This is a genomic window from Helicobacter bilis (assembly GCF_001999985.1).
Lineage (GTDB): Bacteria > Campylobacterota > Campylobacteria > Campylobacterales > Helicobacteraceae > Helicobacter_A > Helicobacter_A rappini.
On the sequence record NZ_CP019645.1, the window covers coordinates 1,540,594 to 1,557,868 of the forward strand.

Here is a 17,275-nt window from a genome sequence, read left to right on the forward strand (position 1 = left end):
TTTTGACTAGGAGTTACCTAGAGGTCAATGACTAGTCAAAATTTTAAAAACTTGCAAAATGTATAATCAAAGACGAATATCTACACTATAAGTTATCATTCCCCAAATACTCCCTAATCTGCTCGTCCGTAAGTCCTGCAATCTGTTCCTTACTAATAACCCCATTATTCAAAATAGCCTTAATATTTACCTGCGTATTATCTTGGTTAGGATATAAGCACTTTTTCATATCAGTAAAGATACTTACCACATCTTTTGCAGCTTGTATCACTTTAGGATTAGGCACACTTGATTTCACACTAAGACTTGCAAGTCTGTTAAACTCACTTTGTGCTATTAATGCAGTCTTTGTGATTTGAGTATGTATAAAAGTCTCACTCATCGCTTTTAATAGCAATTCATCAGCAGTATTATCAAGTATTCTTTCTTCATAAATGCTATATAGATTTTGCATATTTTCACGCATATTATGCTTTATTGCATTCTTTGCTATGCCTATATTATCTAATACATCTTTATCGTTTAAAAGCTTATTTGTAATAGCCTTTAATTCAGTGTTTTTAACGAGTTTGCCTTTTTCCCACTTCTCTGTTTGTATCCAATTATACAAAGTCCTTTCATTGACTTTAAAAAGCTTTGCTACTTGCTTTATATCTTCATAATGTGCTTCATAATATGTTCTTACTTCTTTTTTTAAAAGTTCTTTTTCACTTTTTGTCATAGCTTTATCCCATTATAAAATAAGATATGCTAATATATATAAAAGTGAGTGTAAATATCGGTAAGGCAAAAACAATGAGTGTAAATTTTAATGAGAGTTTTAAAGCTTTAGTGCGTGAAGTATTCCAAGATAAAAGCGAAGGTGTTATACATATTTTAGATGAAGTTGTAAGCAATAAGGCAAGTGAAGACACACAGAATATAAATAATCTTAAACAAGAAGCCATAAAAGATATAAGAAGTAATATTGCTACAAACGACTTTGTAAGAGCAGAAATTGCCGAGTTAAGAAGCGAATTAAAACAAGATATAGCGGAGTTAAGAAGTGAATTAAAGCAAGATATAGTCAAAGTGCGTAACGAAATGCTAGACTTAAAAGCAGAGTTAAAACAAGACATAGCGGAGTTAAGAGAAGAAGTTCATGCAGAATTATCTAAAATGGATTCTAAAATTATGCAATTTAGAGCAGAATTAAAGCAAGATAATGCCAACTTAAAAGCAGAGTTAAAGGACGATATAGCAAAAAGCAAGGTAGATATTATAAAATGGGTGTTTGGTTTGCAGTTTGCTACATTAGCTCTTATTGCAGGTATGCTAAAATTAATGCTTTAAAGGTGTGTTTATGAGAATAGCAATATTATCTAGTCTGTTTATGTTTAGTGTATTGTATGCAAAATGCGATTGTCTTTGTGTAAATGGTAATGTAGAAGCAATATGTAGCAATGCTTATGAAGTCCGCCCTGTATGCAATCCTAGAGTATGTCCTATTGTCCCCCCAAGCATAGAGCCATTACAGACTCCAAAACTCCTACCTTTAGGCACTACTTCATGTCATCAAGCACAAGTGTATAATGAATATACAAGGCAGTATGAATGGCAGCGAGTTTGTGAGTAACTCATCTGTGCGTTGCCTTTCCCTAGTCATGTTGAGCGTAAGCGTTACATCTATAACCTATTGCATTTAATTCTTTTTCCCCTGCATTATTGCCTGATAAAGCTGTGTTAATCCTATATATTGTTGCTGTTGCTCTGGCGTCATAATGTTTATTCCAATAGGTGTGCCTTTTATTTTGCCTTTTAGGGTAGATATTTGATTGGCTAAAGTTTGTTCTAACCTTGCCATAGTAGCAGGTGTGCTTTCCCACATTTTTGCAGTTTGCTCTCTCATTATTTGCATGTCTCTATCACTAATTTGACCTCCAAAAGTTTGTTTTGCCATTGAAGCAAGTGTAATGCTATTTTGTGCTTTAAACTTAACATAATCTTCCCCGCTTCCAATAAATCTCGTTAAAGAGCCTATTGCTAGACTTGCCCTATTTTTATCATCTAAATCCTGCATTATTTGACTAAAATGACCTATACTTTCCAAACTTTTAGATATTTCACCATATTCTTTTTTGTATTTTTGTTGCATTGCTATTCTATCTCTTGCTTGTGGGTCATCTTTATCATCATATAAATTATACGCAGCGTCAATATCTCTTTCTCTTATTGTGCTTTTATCAGCATGATTTATATTAATTCCCCCACCAATACCGCCACTATTTCCCCTAAGCATTCCATTACCTAACATACTTGCCATTTCAACAGACATTTTAGTTCCATTTCTTAATGTTATTTGAGATTCATTATTTCTAGCTGCTTCACCAAGTTTATACACAATGTCATCATAAGTATCCCCACTCGCTTGAATAGACGTTTTTGCTTCATCATACATTTTATTTTGCTGGTCTCCCATTTTCATATTAAATGTATTCTGTGCTTCTTGTGCTTGATTTCCTGCTACCACTTGTCTATTATCACTAGTGAATCTGTTTTGATATTCTCTTCTATTCTGCTCTTTTTCTGCATTTCTTTTCATTCTTGCTTCGGCAGTTGCAGAATCCATTGCTTGTGTGCGTTTTGAATTATAATAGTAGTTTCCTTTTCCATCTGTATAAACATTTTCTATCTCATAATTAGCTCTCTCCATATCACTATATTTTTTACTAGTTTTTGCTTGTGATGAAGTCGCATAATTTTGGTTATTAGTTGCATTAACTCTACTAGCACTTGTTAATTTTTGTTCTTCATTCAATTTTGCTTGATAGTTATTATTAAGTTTCATTTGTCTTTCAGCCTGTTGTTCCTGCCCCACTCTATAATCATGCGTATCACTTTTAAACTTAATATCTAAATCATTCATCATCTCTTGTTGGTGTGTCTGTGCCACTCTTGTATCATGTGTATCTGCTAGATACGCATTGTTATGTTTTGCAGTTTGTATTTGCTCGTCTGTTAAAGCACGATTACGCATTGCTTGTTCGTGGTTATCATGTGTTTGCACTGCATTACTTAAGCCTTGATTAAAGGCATTTGCCATTGCAAGACCTTGATTACTTGTCTTTGCCCTAATGCTATCGCTATAACCTTGCATAACAAGTTGCATTGCTTGGTTGTTGCCGTCTCTAAACATTTTAAATCCTTTCTTTAATATAAACTATAAAGCTTTCACCTTGATTATACATTTAACAGATTAAGCCTTTTTTATAGTGGTCATTATCGCTTTGTCATGTTTTACTTTTTCCTTGTCATGTTGAGACAAAGTCGAAACATCTTTAACCTTTCCTAAAAGATCTGCATTCTCATGTATATTGACAATGACTTCTAAGCATTCTAATTTATTATTTTTTTGTAGCCATTATTTCTGTTGTTATAAATGCTTTGTAGCCTTGTGCCACAAATCTGCTTGAAATTCTGTTTCAATTTCTGGGCTTACAATGTAAAATGTATTTCTAACATACACTACTAAATTGAGTATCTTTTTTCATTGTAGCATACCCTACAATACATTCTCATAAGTCTTCGTGTCATTTTTATCGCAAAATCTACTCCATAGTTTCACTATATCGCTAGGCTCTAGAGATCATATCACAAAGTCTTAAGACCGACATTATTTTAGCCCCAGTATCTCATAATCTAAAATATTACTCACTTTTAATCTAGCATTTACTAAACTCTAGGCAGATAAACTTAAGAATTAAAAGATTTAAAATAAGCGAGATTCTAAAGCTTTAATATGATAGCTTTTGCGGTGGATTGGGCTGTAGCCATGTTTAGCGATAGATTCTATATGGGCTTTTGTGAGATAGCCTTTGTTGCTTTTAAGATTATATTGTGGATACAAGTCATGCAAAGTAAGCATTTCAGAATCTTTATTTGTTTTAGCAAGGATAGATGCCGCAGAGATTAGGACATGTTTGCTATCTCCCTTTATTAGCGTGTCAATTTCTTGCACACCAAAGTTTGTATTCCCATCAAATATAATGCTTTTGCATTGATGTTTTTTTGCGTGAAGTAAAAGTTCTTTTAAGCCCATTTGCATACATTGCCCTAAACCTTTAGAATCAATATTTATAGAATCAAAACTTACAATTTTTACCCTACCTCCATGCTCTCTCAAAAACTCTTGTATAGAATTTGCTCTTTCTTGTCTTTGTGTCTGTGTGAGTTGTTTGCTATCTCTTATATCAAGCTTTTTAAAAGATTCAAAATAGCATTCATCAAGCATAACACTTGCGATAAATAAACTACCAGCCACACAGCCTCTACCAGCTTCATCAATGCCACAGATTAACATGCTAATAGCCTAATAAGCCCATGACTTCATGCCCGATAAATGCGAATGTATAGGCGGCAAGGGTTGTGAAAATAAAAAGATAGATTCCATAAATCTTTTTTCCGCTTTCATTAATAAAGGCGATAGTCGCAGCAAAGCATGGTATATACAGCATGATAAAAAAGATAAAGGCAACAGCGGCTTTTGTGTCGATACTAGCCCTTAGCTCTTCTTGCAGGCTTTGATTTTTCAAATCATCATCGACTGCCTCTTCACCAAGCGCATAAAGCACACCAAGCGTTGTTACCACCATCTCTTTTGCAGAAAATCCTGTAATAAGTGCAACAGATAATCGCCAGTCAAATCCAAGCGGGGCAAATATAGGCTCTAGTGCATGTCCTAGTCGCCCTGCAAAGCTGTATTCAAGTTGTGATTCTAAAAGATTATTTTCATATATTTTTTGCTTTTCTTCAAACTCTCTCTCACTTAGATTCTGTGTCGCGAGTGCTTGTATGTCGCTATTAAATTCTTCTTGCAATAGTGTGCTTTTAGGGAAGTTTGCAAGTATCCACACAAGGATAGCCCCAATGAGTATGACGCTTCCAGCTTTCTTTAAAAAGAGATAGCTTTTGCCCCATACGCTAAACCATATTACGCGAAGAGTTGGGATTCTATAACGGGGCATCTCCATGACAAAAGGCTCACTCTCCCCGCGAAATACAAAGATTCTTAGAATCTTAGCAAGTATTAAAGCGATAATAAAACCGCATAAATAGATTCCAAAAAGTATAAATCCAGCGTATTCTGCCGAGAAAAATGCACCAACAAAAAGCAAATAAATAGGCAGTCTAGCACTACAACTCATAAAGCCGATGATAAAAAGTGTGAGTAATTTATCCCTTTTATTCTGCAAAGTTCGTGTCGCCATATACGCTGGGACAGAGCAGCCAAAGCCCATAACAAGCGGGATAAAACTCTTACCATGCAGACCAAACTTAAAAAACAAGCCATCAAGCATAAATGCCACTCTAGCCATATAGCCACTACTCTCTAAAAGGCTCAATCCCAAAAATAAAGTAGCAATCAAGGGCAAAAAGCTAAGGACTGCCCCAACGCCTTTAATAATCCCATCACCTAAGAGTGAAGCTAAAAGATCATTTCTTATAGAATCTTTTGTAAAAGTCGCAAGTGTGTCAATACCAGATTCTATCATTTCTTTAAAAAAATCCCCAAGCACAAAGCTAAGCTGAAATACAAGAAACATAGCAAGTAAGAAAATAGGAATACTCCAGATTCTATGTAGTAAAATAGAATCTAGTTTAGCACTCCCTGCGGCACGAGGCTTTGTAACCTTTTGGATATGATTGACTATAACTTGTGCATTTTGTGCGAGTGTGCTTGTAATGCCTATGTTGTTATGTTTATGCTCTTGTATCTCTTCTTGTGTATTGTGCCATTTTATATTATTAGAATCTTTTTGTATAGATTCTGTATCTCTAGTTTTCATATAAGATTCATGTGTGGCAATCAATGTATCAAGTAAGATATTTAGATTTTGCTTCTTTGTAGAAGAGACTTCACATACATTTGTATGTAGCATTTCGCTTAATTGCTTAGTGTCAATCATTATGCCATCAATTTTAGCTTCATCAATCATGTTTAGGGCGATTAGCTTTGCTTTATCTAGCTGTTGTAATTGCAAGGTTAAGATGAGATTATGCTCTAGGTTTGTAGAATCAAGCACATTTAGGATAATATCATAACTCTCATTATCTAAAAAATCCTTGCAAACTCTCTCTTCTGTCGTATAGCCATTTAGAGAATATGTCCCGGGTAAATCAATCATAGTGATCATGTAGTCTTTGTAGTTTAGTGTAGCTTCTGCCTTTTCAAGTGTAACGCCACTAAAGTTTCCCACTCGCATTTTTGCATTGCTTAATGCGTTGATTAATGAGCTTTTGCCGACATTTGGTTGCCCTACTAAAACGACTTTGAGTGTTTTCATGTTATATAAGCATTCCTAAAATGAGTGATTAAAATAATATTAATTTTTATTTTAACTTGTAAATATGAAGTTTATATTTACCTATAAAGCCCTATGACACAGGCAAAGAGAGAATCTTTATAAAATAAAAGTTTAAAATATATAAAAAGATAGGAATATTATATAAAAAATAGATTGTAGTGCTTATTTATTATGTACTTTATAGTATTTAGTAGGAAAATATAATGAGATAGTGAAAAGCAAAACTTAATAAATAGTTTGTATTATCACAATTATGAGATATATGAGAATCTGTAATATATAAGATTTTCTAGCGTCCGCCCCTCACAGAATAAAAAATAACCTTAATAAAAATCGTAAAAAAGATTCCCTCAAAAGTGGCTGCAATAATGAGTGAATAATATTGCTCTTGTGTGATAGCGTGTAAATCTAGCCCAAGCTTTGCGATGGCGACTAAAAAGGTAAGCGGCATACAATCACTTAGGGCAAAAAGTGTAGTATTTTTAATGCTTTTAAAATACGACCCAAAGGCAATATTTGCGGCAAGTAATCGCACGGCAAGCATACCAAAGGCAATGTAGATTCCTTGTAACATAACATTGTAATTGCTTAGAATCTCTTTAAGGTTGAGCGTCGAGCCAACATATACAAAAAATAAAGGCACAAAGAATCCAAATCCTATATCATTAAGCTTATGCACCATATCGTGCTTATAGGCAAAAAAAGTAGCTATCACCATACCCGCTAAAAACGCACCAAGCACATCTTCAATATCCATGAAAGTCGTGATTCCAATGAGAATGAAAAAGAGCATAAAGCTAAAGCGAATGTCTTGATTATTGCTATCATTTGTCGGCATAAACCATAGCTTTATAGCGGGTTTCCACCAAAAGACAATTTTACCTATACGAAAGATAATGAGAAATGCTATAACAAAGAGGGCTAAAAAAGCAAAGGCTTTATAAAAAGTCCATGAAGTGATTGTGCCTACATTTTGTGCGTAGCCATTCTGCACTACAACAAGGGCAGTAATGCTTACGAGTTCGCCGACTATACCTATTTTTAAAGCGACATTTAGCCACTCACGATTTTTCCCATAATCCCTTATAAGCGTTACTAACATACCAAGACTCATCACAGGAAAAATAGCAATATAAATCCACTCAAGATTAAAGATTAAGACAATGCTTCCCGCTGCTGCATACAGAATAATAAAATATAAACATGCCTTTTTGTAAAACTCTTTGCCAAGCCTACTAAACCCACGCAAATCCACTTCCATACCCGCTAAAAGCATGAGATACAAAAAGCTTACATGTGCTACTACATTAAGCGTTTCACTGCCTTTAAAGATTCCAAAATAGCACGCAAAAGCACCAAGTAGAATCTCCACAACCGCAACAGGAATGCGAGTAAATCTACTCACATAAGGTGCTGCTACAATCAATAATGCAATAACCGCAAAAGTAGATAACTCTTGTCCGTGCATAGCTTTACTTTTCTTAGAATCTAAACATTATGTATGCCTTGAGCGAATGCCTTGAGAAAGGCTTGTGGATAAAGTCTATATTCCACATCATGCACTCTTTGTGTGAAGTCTTCAAGGCTTTCATTTGGAATCTTTTGTATTTTTTCTTGCAAGATAATCATACCAGAATCAAGCTCTTTTGTTACAAAATGCACACTGACACCGCCAAAGTCATTACTATCAGCATAGCTTTTTTCAATACCATTTAGCCCTTTATGTAATGGTAAAAAGCTTGGGTGGATATTAAGGATTCTTATATGCTTTAATCTCTCTAAAAATTCAGCCCCTAAAATCCGCATAAATCCAGCAAGCAAGATACAATTAAGCCCATATTCTCTCTGCAGACTCGTTAAATATAGCAATAAAGCCTTATCAAATTCTTGTCTGCTTTTATCTGTGCTATCTATTATCTGTGTAGGCAGACCAAGCCTTTTTGCACGATGAAGAGCATGTGCGTCTTTATTATCACTTACAATGCTTAAAACATTGATTAAGGGATCTTTAGCAAGCATAGAATCTTGTATTGTCTCACTATTTATGATAAAGGCATTTGGGCTTGTTTGCAGGGGCGCTTTGTCTTTAGTCGTGCTATTTTTTGTGAGATTCACGCCATTTTGCCGCATGGCTTGAGTGATTGTTTTATTATGCAGAGATAGGACTAGATTCTCCATATTTGTGCCATTTCCGCTTGCAAGTATTACTACATTTATCGTTTGTCCCATAGAATTCCTTTTGTGATTAGTTTAGCGTGTCAAACCATTCTGGTTTGTCTTGTCTTATAAGCAAGATATTTGCAATAATTGTTTGTGCATTATAGGGTAAATCATCATCTTGAGATTCCATAACTTCCATATAATAGTTCAGTGCATCATCTAGATTGCTAGGCTTTAAACCTGCAAAATGAAATGCTACCTCAAACATATCAAGGATTTGAGATTCTAGCTCTTGTATTTCTTCATCTCGTATTTTATTTTGCAAGGCTTGTGTGTTGTGAGACTTTTTATGTTTTTTATCGTGTTGCTGCATTTACATATCCCTTTAATAGCCATCAAAGCGTAAGCAATAAAAGTGGCATTATAACAAAGTTTCATGGAATATGCAAACTCTAGTATTTATTAGGTTTATCTCTTATTAGTCATTTTATTTACACCCGAACAACCCTTAAGGCATTCAGCAAGGCTAAAAGGGCGACACCCACATCGCCAAATACAGCAAGCCACATATTTGCAATACCTGCGATACCAAGCAGGACTAAAATGAGCTTTGTGCCTAATGCAAATGCAATATTCTGCCAAGTGAGTGCTTGAATCTTTCTTGCGATTTTTATGGCATGGACTATACCCATAGGTGAAGGATTTGTAAGAATTATATCTGCACTCTCTTTACTAATATCGCTATGAGAATCTTTTGTGCCAACGCTTATGCCAATATCTGCTTGTTTTAATACGATAGAATCATTAATGCCATCGCCTATGAAGGCTGTGATTTTATGCTTTGTGGTGTTTTTACGAGAATCTAGAATCTCTGCCGAATCTGGGTGGGTGCAGGGTTTAGGGTGCATTTTTATAGAATCTAGAATCTTGTCATATTGAGCGTTAAGCGAAATATCTTGTTTAGATTCTAAATTTGATTCTAATCTTTTAGATGTTTCGCTACGCTCAACATGACAAGTTGTAGATTCCATTTTCGTGTCATTTTGAGCAGTAAGTGAAAAATCTTTATTGTTAGAATCTAGAATCTTATCTTGTTGAGATTCCATGCTAGATATTTCAGCTAACACCTTAGCATGACAAGCACTAGATTCTAACTTTTCTTTATTTTTCATACTAACCCCCACTTCGCATTTATAAGATATAGAATCTAGCCCCATTAATTCCTGTAATTTTTCTGCTTTTTGTGTAGGGAGTAACCCTGCATAATAGCTTTGTATATTAAGCATTCTTGCGATATGTGCGACACTTTTTTCATTATCGCCACTTAAAATTGCAAGTGGATTTACTCCAAGATTCCGCAAAATCTGCACACATTCTTTACTCTCTTCTTTTAGTATATCACCTAGCATAATGTAGCCTTGATAGATTCCATTTTTTGCAATATGGATTATGCTAAACCCGCTATCTTGTGTATCTTTATGCGTGTAGAATGGGCTTATATCTATGCCTTTATCTTTCATTAAAGATTCATTGCCAACTAAGATTCTATCTCCGCAACACTTAGCATATACGCCTTTTCCACCTATCTCTTCAAAGCTTTCTATCTCACAAATATGCGTGTTTTTAGAGTCTTTCATATTTTTAGAATCTTGCATAATGGCTTTTGCTATTGGGTGATTTGAGAATCTTTGTGCCCTTTGTGCTATCTCTAGTAAAGATTCTTTGCTTATATCTGTTAGCGGATTTATAGATTCTATTTGAAATACGCCTTGTGTTAATGTGCCTGTTTTATCAAATACGACTTGCTGCAACTTAGCAAGGTTACTAAAATGCGTAGAGCCTTTAATGAGTATGCCCTTTCTACTTGCAATGCCTAATGCACCAAAATATCCAAGCGGCACAGACAGCACCAAAGCACAAGGGCAACTCACCATAAGCACCACTAAAGAGCGATAAATCCACTCATGCCATTCCCCATCAAAAAGCGGTGGAATAAACGCAATGCCAAGTGCTATGAAAAATACAATCGGCGTGTAGATTTTAGCAAACTGCGTAATGATTTGCTCACTCTTTGCCTTTGTGTTGCTTGAGTCTTCTATCATGGCTTTTATCTTTGCAACTTGAGAATGAGAAAAAGGCTTACTCACTTTTATAGTTAGCACACTTTGCATATTAATAGCCCCTGCTAAAACCTCATCGCCACTTGCTACATCAATAGGCTTACTCTCACCACTTATTGCCTGCATATTGAGCGAACTCTCACCCTGCATAATAATGCCATCAACGGGGATTTTCTCGCCAACTTTTACGAGGATTATATCATCAACCTTTAATAACTCTGGGTGAGTATCCTGCCAAATCGTCTCGCTAGAATCCATACTATTAGAATCTGCTTGTTTTATCTGTAAATGCGCTATCTCTGGTGTAATATCTAGCAAATCATACAAAGATTTTTTAGATCGCTTGAGAGCTAGAGATTCTAAAAACTCGCCTATGCGGAAAAAGAGCATAACTGCCACACTCTCGCTTATTTCACCAATGCAAAATGCCGCAATAGTCGCGATAAACATAAGCGTATTTTCATCAAAAAAGACTTTATTTTTCATATTACGCCATACTGCCCTAAATATAGGCAATCCTGCGATAATGTAGAGTAGTAATAAAATGATATAGATTAGAATCTGAAATGGTGTAACTGCACTAAAAATGCTATGTAAAAATGATAGAGATTCCATATAATGCAAAAGCACTGCATAGCTAACACCAAGTATCATATTAAAAGACTTGATAAAAGAGCTAGATTCTAAAGGTGTATAATGCAAACATAACATACACACAGCAAAGCCAAAGAGAAGGGCTAAAAGCAGAGACAACTCTTTTTTATAAGACACATTATGTGTGTTTTCATGTGTGCTACGCACGATTATATCTGGTTCTATCTTAGCGATTTGTGCTTTTATCGCTTCTATATCGCTTGTCTTTATATAGAGTGTATTTGTGCTAAAGTTTATATTTGCACTCTCTACACAAGGCATAGATTGCAAGGATTTCTCAAGTTTATTCGCACATGAATTGCAATCAAGATTTTCTAAAATAAATTTTTGCATATAAACTCACTTATATTTCAATCATATTTTAATCCATATAAAATAAAAGCAGAGTATAACATAAACATGATTAATATACCCATAGGGGTATATGTATATCTGGAATTTTTATTTATATATGATTATCTGCACTTAACTGCAAATGGGTTTAATTGTGAAAATGTCTTGCGCTGATGGCTTATGAATACTCAAAGATTTCCATATAAAACCATGTTGTATAACTTGTAGTAGTTGTTTGAAAATATTACACAAAGAGTGTATTTGTTTATGTGTGAGATAATAAGAATTTTTACCTGCATATTAAAGTGATACAAGTAAAATAATGTCGCATAAAGCTAAAAATATTAAGAATCTATTTTCCCCGCATAATGCGTATTATATCTCGTGGAAATTCGCTTATTTTTCTAATATTTTCAATAAAATTTCTATGTTTCATGCAATAATGCATAAATTTGGGTGTTATCGAACTATCAATATTGTAAGGACATGTTTTCATCACATTTTCTTTTCTTTGCAAATAAGAACCCCTGCCTATTCTTTTTGCGCAAGTGGGACCTTGAGATACAATATAATCAAGAAAATGAAAGACTCTTTGAGAATAAAATTCTTGAGGATCAAAATCGTCAAGAAAAATTGGTTCGTTTAGCATGTCTCTAAAGGCCTTGTCATTGTCATCTATACGCTTTATTTCATCTATAAGATCTTTGAAGGTAGGAAATTCATGCGCATTGATAAAAGCTTTTGGGTTAATTTTGTAGTCAAATAAATATGGAGGGATATTTGGAATACGCGTATCAAATATGCCATATTCCCCCCCCCCCCCCATAGCGTTAGAATCCAGATTTTCGTCATACTTATAATTGCGGGTAAAAAAATTGCTCGTGCAAACCTCCGGTGAAATATCCTTTTTAGAATCTTTATTGGATGTTTCGTTACACTCTTTATCTATCCCACATCTAAGACTCGTATCTCCCCAATAAATTGGCACACACCCACTCATAAATGCATCAAATAACTTCTCTGTTAGGTACCCCGGATAGCTACCATTTTCAAAACAAATATTAAATTTATATGATTTTAGCCATTCTATTTTATCATCGACACTAGTACCAATATTATTTTTCCACTTACCACCAGAATCTACATTCTTGTAAGCACACAATGCCTCAAAAAAGTTATCTCTCATTTCAGTCATATAGCCATTACTCGCGACAAAACCGCAAAACTTTGTTTTATATTTGCTTAAATGAATGCGACTTTTTAAGGTATTTTGCAACTCTTTTGAACGATAAGTGTTGAAAAATATTAACGGTGCATGTAAATGTCTATCCTCAAATACTGCATAATCGAAACTTATCGCATAATCCACGAGATTAAAATCTGGGCGAACATTCTCTCCTGTATAAAAAATACGCACACAATCATATTCTAAATGCTTATATCCAAAAGGACCACATAAGATAAAATCAGGGGTATTGCTATATGCAACATCATATTTTTGTTGTAGTAGCTGAATGAGAGCATTACTATAGAAATTTACTTCATTATCCTCATTCCACCAATCTAGTATTCTCATATTTAAGACTCGTTTGTTCATATTTCCTGCTCTTATAGTAAATTTCAAAAGTTAATTTTACATCAAAATAATGAAAATCAAGAAATATTCACCATATATAGTGACTGCAATATAAATTAAATTGGTAGGTTTACAACCCAATAAATTGATCCCATTGCGAACAACTATGCAGTTTGCTTTGTTTATCTGTGCGTTATCATTGGCACTTTTATGTAATACTTCTGCCTTGATTTTATCTTGCAAGGCTTGAGCTTGAAGTTGTGCTGTTTGCATTTTACTTGCTTGTATCTTAAAAAAGCTTTCTTTCACTTGATTTGATAGCATTGCTACTTCTTTTTTCTTACCCAAAATTCCTAATGCACTTTGATTTTGTGCATCTCTTGTAGCCACTTCGTTTTGGTCTATGGTTAATGCTGTTTGGACTGCACTTTGAAATACACCTAAAAATGTTTTAGCCATAAAATCGCTATAAGCTAAAGCCTTTTGGTCATCTGTAAAAGCGTAGCTTGGCATATATTTTACAAAACTATCTAAGGCATCTTTATATATTTGACTATCTTTCATCTTAGCTTCTATAAAATCAAAATTCTCTTGGAATTTCTTTAGAGTGAGATTTTTTGTTTGTATCATGTTAAATCCTTTTTTTTGTGGTATAATCTTAGTATGCTAAGGTTTTGATTGTGGGAAGTCCCACCTAGAATTTGGTCTAGGCTGTGTTTATCACTTGCCACTTTATGCTATTTTGCATTGGGGAATACCTTAGCATTCTTAAACAACACTTTTTCATTTAGCTTCCCTTTTTGTTTCCAAGCAGTATCAAAACGAAGTTTATTTCTACCTGTTAATACTTCTTCTATCACAATGAAATGCCCATTGATTTGTTTTGAGTAGATAATTGTATTATTCTCTGTTACTACTCTGCTATCATACTGCTTTGTAATATTTGGATAAAACTCAAAAATCTCATCTTTACTAATAGCAATATTTGCTGTATTGCTATCATCACCATGCCTATTTAAAGCATGAGCTAAATGTTCTGAATCTATTTCCCTTGCAACCGCATAATTACCTTTAAAATCAAAATCTTTGGCAAGTAATTCTAGTTCAGATTCATCTACCTTTGATATTATGAGTTTATCGCTTTTCTTTGGGTTATTTAAATCCCATGTGTTTATAATCTGTTTTATCTCATCTGTGCTTAAATCCTTTTCTACTTTACTTTTTGTTGGGATTGTATGCTGTTTGTTTTTCATTTCTACTTCCTTATGAGTTTTTACATTGCTTAGGTTTTAGTCGCCATTCACCCATTTTTTCATTTACTACTTCTGCTAATCCATCTTCTAGCATCTCTTTAATCAATCTTTTATCAGGGGCTACCCCATTAGTAAGCTTGGGAATAACTTCAAAGCAAATATCACTAAAAAATAAAGCTTTGTTCCTTTTTACATTTATTGAAGTAATTAACCAGAAAATACCTAGCTTTCATTTCTAGCGGTATTTAAAAAATCTGGGCGTGGTGCTATTCTATAACGATAATATCTTATTGCGGCGGATGCTGGTCATCCATTCGGTATGTTATGATAAGTAAGATTAATAAGCGTTAAGTATTATAAATGCAAGCAAAAGACTATATCTTAATCCTCTTTTTCTCATTCTATTTGCCTGATTTCCGCTTGGCGTAGTTTTCTTGCAAATTAATCTTCTTAAAGTTGCTAATTCTACCAGTTGTTTTTTACTAAATAATTGATAAAGATTTGTTAAATCTTTAGTAGTTCACAATAAATACTCATCTTGTGGAATCCACAGCACATCATTCTGTTTTGTTTGACTTGTAATCTCTCTAAATTCACTATCAATTGCGTTAGGATTTAAATCTGTTGGATTCCAACCCTTCCGTAATAGTTTTGATTTTGCTGTCATAGCAAGTTTATAACGACTAAATTCATGCGGTTGCCTAAGAATGCAGTTGTATTTCTTGTATATGCAGACTGATTAAAGTTTTTCTCAAAGTCTGCTACTCCTCTTTCTTTTTGCAATGTGCCTTTCTTGGTTTTAATGAGATCTTGCATTATGCTTTGTGTTTCTTATGGTATTTCACTTTGTGGTTTGAAATCCCTATCACTACTTAGGGCTATTTCTTCATTAAAAGTCTTTGCTTGTGTAGGCGTAGTGTTTGTATTTGTTTGTAGTGTTGTATTGTTAGCTTGTGATAGTGTATTTTGGTTTGTTTGCATAGATAAGACATTATTGCCCATACTGATAGCATTGCCGATATTTTGTTGTGTTTGTTTATTTTGTGAATTCTGTGCGTTTAGATTAGCAGTATTTGCTTTATCTTGCGCTTGTTTTAATAGATTTGTAGTCATCTCTCAGAACGGCGAAACAACTTCCCTGTCATTTCGAGGCGAAGCCAAATCTTTCCATACCAATAAAGATTTTTCGCCTATGGCTCAAAATGACAATACGAAAGAAAAAGATCTAAGAAATGAAATAAATTCTAATTTTACATACACAACGCAAGAGTCAAAAGGAATAAGAGAATTAAGAAATGATTTAAAAGAAGTATTAAGCTCATATTAAATAAAGAGATAGTTAATAAAGAAACAGGGCTAAAAGGCGTAATAACAGAAACAGAACGCAACAAAATATCAAGCAAAAAGGCAGTGGATAAAAGCGTTGCAAATGGCTTTACCATAGATGAGCATTACAGGGTGGGACAAGACCTAAAAAACCTTTATGAAAATGCTACAAAAAGAGAATCGCATAATGATTACAAAAATAGAGATAATATTATTCAAGTGCATAGATTTACAAAAGATATAAATGTCAATGGTAAGGAAGCAATAGCAAAAATTACATTATTTGAAAAAAAGGAAGGCAATAATAAAATTTATACTTTAGAGTTAGAAAACTTAGAGAATCCTACTTCCTTAAGTTCGCCGCACATGCAAACAGAAGTAGCGGTAAAAGCTCAAGTAACCCGTGATGGTGTGCGTCCAACGCTAATATTGCTAAAACCGATAGCGGCATTATACCGCAAAACATAAAAGATGCTATACAAGATAATCCACAACCTACAGCGTTGCAAACAAAAATCTAAGAAGTGAAGCAACAAATAGCAAATAGTTAAGAAACCAGATAAAGAGTATTGATATCATGTATTGAAGCCAGATGGAGTAATTCAGCTAGAAAAGCAATATTTTGATCAAGCAATCCCTAAAAAATACAATGAAATGATACAAGATTTTCCACACCCTTATGATACGAGCAAAATCCGATAAGCTAAAAACCCACGCAAAAGATATAGATACAATACAAGAAGTTACAACACAGCTTTAAAAAACAACTTAAAGACAAGTCTTTTAAAAATACAGCTAAACATGCAGAAAATCTATCATTCAACACATTGAGAGGCAAAGCTAATGAAACTGGATTTTAAAGAGCTAGATGTAAATAAGTCCAGTTTTAAGTGGCATTTGGCAAGTTGCAAGCAAAGCTTAAAAAAGGGGGATATACAAGACTTAAGTGAACATATTGCTATAAACTACCCACTGCGTAGAAATAGCTAAAGAAGTTGGAAATCTAGAATCAGGAACGCCATATTTAAACAATGAAATAGAAGGCGTGCAGAAAATTTATTATAAAATGGGGGGGGGCTTTATCTGGAAATACCATACACAAATGATAGGCAAAAGGTATCACAAAATATATTATGAAAATGGGAACTTGCAAGCAGAATTACCATATTTAGACGATGAAATACACGGAGTTTTAAAATACTGCACAGAAGACAAAGCTACTTGCCACAATAAACGCACAAAATAATAATTATATAAGCGGCAAATGTCATAATGGCAAAACACTAACAGATGAAGAAATATCAACTCTAGAGACAAGTAACACTTCAACTGCTTTTTTCAGATTTTTGCATGAAATATGTTTGCCTAATCTTTAGTTTCTAGTTTGACTTTGAGCTTAGAGGCTTTCAAATCTTAAGCGATAGAGTTATATTCAACTTAAACTATAATGTTAGGCAATATAAAGAAGTCTCATAACACGAAAATTTATAGAATCTAAACAGAATTTGA

Annotated in this window: 17 protein-coding genes; 4 read left to right on the forward strand and 13 right to left on the reverse strand. The window is 34.0% G+C overall.

Annotation, left to right across the window (positions count from 1 at the left end; genetic code table 11):
• Positions 1 to 85: 85 nt before the first annotated feature.
• Positions 86 to 721 carry a hypothetical protein gene (locus tag XJ32_RS07190; RefSeq protein ID WP_005218673.1) on the reverse strand — a complete coding sequence of 212 codons (636 nt, stop codon included), beginning with the start codon at positions 719 to 721 and terminating at the stop codon, positions 86 to 88.
• A gap of 74 nt (positions 722 to 795) precedes the next feature.
• On the opposite strand from XJ32_RS07190, the gene XJ32_RS07195 reads away from it, so the two are divergent.
• Entirely contained in the window at positions 796 to 1,332 is a 537-nt protein-coding gene (locus XJ32_RS07195) for a coiled-coil domain-containing protein (RefSeq protein WP_254422307.1), read from the forward strand.
• Positions 1,333 to 1,342: 10 nt separating this feature from the next.
• Positions 1,343 to 1,615 carry a hypothetical protein gene (locus XJ32_RS07200; RefSeq protein WP_077388835.1) on the forward strand — a complete coding sequence of 91 codons (273 nt, stop codon included), beginning with the start codon at positions 1,343 to 1,345 and terminating at the stop codon, positions 1,613 to 1,615.
• A gap of 66 nt (positions 1,616 to 1,681) precedes the next feature.
• On the opposite strand, the gene XJ32_RS07205 is transcribed toward XJ32_RS07200, so the two are convergent.
• The 12 genes from XJ32_RS07205 to XJ32_RS07255 all read right to left on the reverse strand — a co-directional run bounded on the left by XJ32_RS07205 (position 1,682) and on the right by XJ32_RS07255 (position 15,553).
• Entirely contained in the window at positions 1,682 to 3,175 is a 1,494-nt protein-coding gene (locus XJ32_RS07205) for a hypothetical protein (RefSeq protein ID WP_077388836.1), read from the reverse strand.
• A gap of 573 nt (positions 3,176 to 3,748) precedes the next feature.
• Positions 3,749 to 4,339 carry a ribonuclease HII gene (rnhB, locus tag XJ32_RS07210; protein WP_077388837.1) on the reverse strand — a complete coding sequence of 197 codons (591 nt, stop codon included), beginning with the start codon at positions 4,337 to 4,339 and terminating at the stop codon, positions 3,749 to 3,751.
• A 1-nt stretch (position 4,340) separates the two neighbouring features.
• On the reverse strand, positions 4,341 to 6,323 hold the full coding sequence (feoB, locus tag XJ32_RS07215) for a ferrous iron transport protein B (RefSeq protein WP_077388838.1): 1,983 nt from the start codon (positions 6,321 to 6,323) through the stop codon (positions 4,341 to 4,343).
• Between the two features lie 310 nt (positions 6,324 to 6,633).
• The gene (locus XJ32_RS07220; RefSeq protein WP_077388839.1) at positions 6,634 to 7,812 is read right to left on the reverse strand and encodes a cation:proton antiporter; all 1,179 of its coding nucleotides are present in this window, start codon (positions 7,810 to 7,812) and stop codon (positions 6,634 to 6,636) included.
• A gap of 20 nt (positions 7,813 to 7,832) precedes the next feature.
• Positions 7,833 to 8,573: a formyltransferase family protein gene (locus XJ32_RS07225; RefSeq protein ID WP_077388840.1), complete on the reverse strand. Its 741-nt coding sequence runs from the start codon at positions 8,571 to 8,573 to the stop codon at positions 7,833 to 7,835.
• 16 nt (positions 8,574 to 8,589) lie between these two features.
• Positions 8,590 to 8,877 carry a hypothetical protein gene (locus XJ32_RS07230; protein WP_004089118.1) on the reverse strand — a complete coding sequence of 96 codons (288 nt, stop codon included), beginning with the start codon at positions 8,875 to 8,877 and terminating at the stop codon, positions 8,590 to 8,592.
• A 118-nt stretch (positions 8,878 to 8,995) separates the two neighbouring features.
• Positions 8,996 to 11,611, reverse strand: a complete 2,616-nt coding sequence (locus tag XJ32_RS07235) for a heavy metal translocating P-type ATPase (RefSeq protein WP_077388841.1) — start codon at positions 11,609 to 11,611, stop codon at positions 8,996 to 8,998.
• A 352-nt stretch (positions 11,612 to 11,963) separates the two neighbouring features.
• Positions 11,964 to 13,208 carry a glycosyltransferase family 10 domain-containing protein gene (locus tag XJ32_RS07240; protein WP_077388842.1) on the reverse strand — a complete coding sequence of 415 codons (1,245 nt, stop codon included), beginning with the start codon at positions 13,206 to 13,208 and terminating at the stop codon, positions 11,964 to 11,966.
• 36 nt (positions 13,209 to 13,244) lie between these two features.
• Entirely contained in the window at positions 13,245 to 13,817 is a 573-nt protein-coding gene (locus XJ32_RS12870; protein WP_254422308.1) for a hypothetical protein, read from the reverse strand.
• A 107-nt stretch (positions 13,818 to 13,924) separates the two neighbouring features.
• Entirely contained in the window at positions 13,925 to 14,440 is a 516-nt protein-coding gene (locus XJ32_RS07250) for a PBECR3 domain-containing polyvalent protein (RefSeq protein ID WP_077388843.1), read from the reverse strand.
• A gap of 520 nt (positions 14,441 to 14,960) precedes the next feature.
• Positions 14,961 to 15,107: a hypothetical protein gene (locus XJ32_RS11905; RefSeq protein WP_155761475.1), complete on the reverse strand. Its 147-nt coding sequence runs from the start codon at positions 15,105 to 15,107 to the stop codon at positions 14,961 to 14,963.
• 164 nt (positions 15,108 to 15,271) lie between these two features.
• Positions 15,272 to 15,553, reverse strand: coding sequence for a hypothetical protein (locus XJ32_RS07255; protein ID WP_077388844.1), 282 nt, complete (start codon positions 15,551 to 15,553; stop codon positions 15,272 to 15,274).
• Positions 15,554 to 15,808: 255 nt separating this feature from the next.
• Between XJ32_RS07255 and XJ32_RS07260 the strand changes: the two genes are divergently transcribed.
• Together XJ32_RS07260 and XJ32_RS07265 are read left to right on the forward strand one after the other, a co-directional pair.
• Positions 15,809 to 16,234 carry an LPD3 domain-containing protein gene (locus XJ32_RS07260; RefSeq protein ID WP_254422527.1) on the forward strand — a complete coding sequence of 142 codons (426 nt, stop codon included), beginning with the start codon at positions 15,809 to 15,811 and terminating at the stop codon, positions 16,232 to 16,234.
• Positions 16,235 to 16,811: 577 nt separating this feature from the next.
• Positions 16,812 to 17,012 (forward strand): hypothetical protein, encoded by a 201-nt coding sequence (locus XJ32_RS07265; protein WP_155761477.1) that lies wholly within the window; start codon positions 16,812 to 16,814, stop codon positions 17,010 to 17,012.
• Positions 17,013 to 17,275: the final 263 nt, after the last annotated feature.

Excerpts from the sequence above, each read along its gene's own strand:
- XJ32_RS07250 (WP_077388843.1), bottom strand. The coding sequence starts at position 14,440 with ATGAAAAACAAACAGCATACAATCCCAACAAAAAGTAAAGTAGAAAAG.
- XJ32_RS07190 (WP_005218673.1), bottom strand. The coding sequence starts at position 721 with ATGACAAAAAGTGAAAAAGAACTTTTAAAAAAAGAAGTAAGAACATAT.
- XJ32_RS07205 (WP_077388836.1), bottom strand. The coding sequence starts at position 3,175 with ATGTTTAGAGACGGCAACAACCAAGCAATGCAACTTGTTATGCAAGGT.
- XJ32_RS07230 (WP_004089118.1), bottom strand. The coding sequence starts at position 8,877 with ATGCAGCAACACGATAAAAAACATAAAAAGTCTCACAACACACAAGCC.
- XJ32_RS07225 (WP_077388840.1), bottom strand. The coding sequence starts at position 8,573 with ATGGGACAAACGATAAATGTAGTAATACTTGCAAGCGGAAATGGCACA.
- XJ32_RS07240 (WP_077388842.1), bottom strand. The coding sequence starts at position 13,208 with ATGAACAAACGAGTCTTAAATATGAGAATACTAGATTGGTGGAATGAG.
- XJ32_RS07255 (WP_077388844.1), bottom strand. The coding sequence starts at position 15,553 with ATGACTACAAATCTATTAAAACAAGCGCAAGATAAAGCAAATACTGCT.
- XJ32_RS07195 (WP_254422307.1), top strand. The coding sequence starts at position 796 with ATGAGTGTAAATTTTAATGAGAGTTTTAAAGCTTTAGTGCGTGAAGTA.
- rnhB (WP_077388837.1), bottom strand. The coding sequence starts at position 4,339 with ATGTTAATCTGTGGCATTGATGAAGCTGGTAGAGGCTGTGTGGCTGGT.
- XJ32_RS11905 (WP_155761475.1), bottom strand. The coding sequence starts at position 15,107 with ATGACAGCAAAATCAAAACTATTACGGAAGGGTTGGAATCCAACAGAT.
- XJ32_RS07200 (WP_077388835.1), top strand. The coding sequence starts at position 1,343 with ATGAGAATAGCAATATTATCTAGTCTGTTTATGTTTAGTGTATTGTAT.
- XJ32_RS12870 (WP_254422308.1), bottom strand. The coding sequence starts at position 13,817 with ATGATACAAACAAAAAATCTCACTCTAAAGAAATTCCAAGAGAATTTT.
- XJ32_RS07220 (WP_077388839.1), bottom strand. The coding sequence starts at position 7,812 with ATGCACGGACAAGAGTTATCTACTTTTGCGGTTATTGCATTATTGATT.
- feoB (WP_077388838.1), bottom strand. The coding sequence starts at position 6,323 with ATGAAAACACTCAAAGTCGTTTTAGTAGGGCAACCAAATGTCGGCAAA.
- XJ32_RS07235 (WP_077388841.1), bottom strand. The coding sequence starts at position 11,611 with ATGCAAAAATTTATTTTAGAAAATCTTGATTGCAATTCATGTGCGAAT.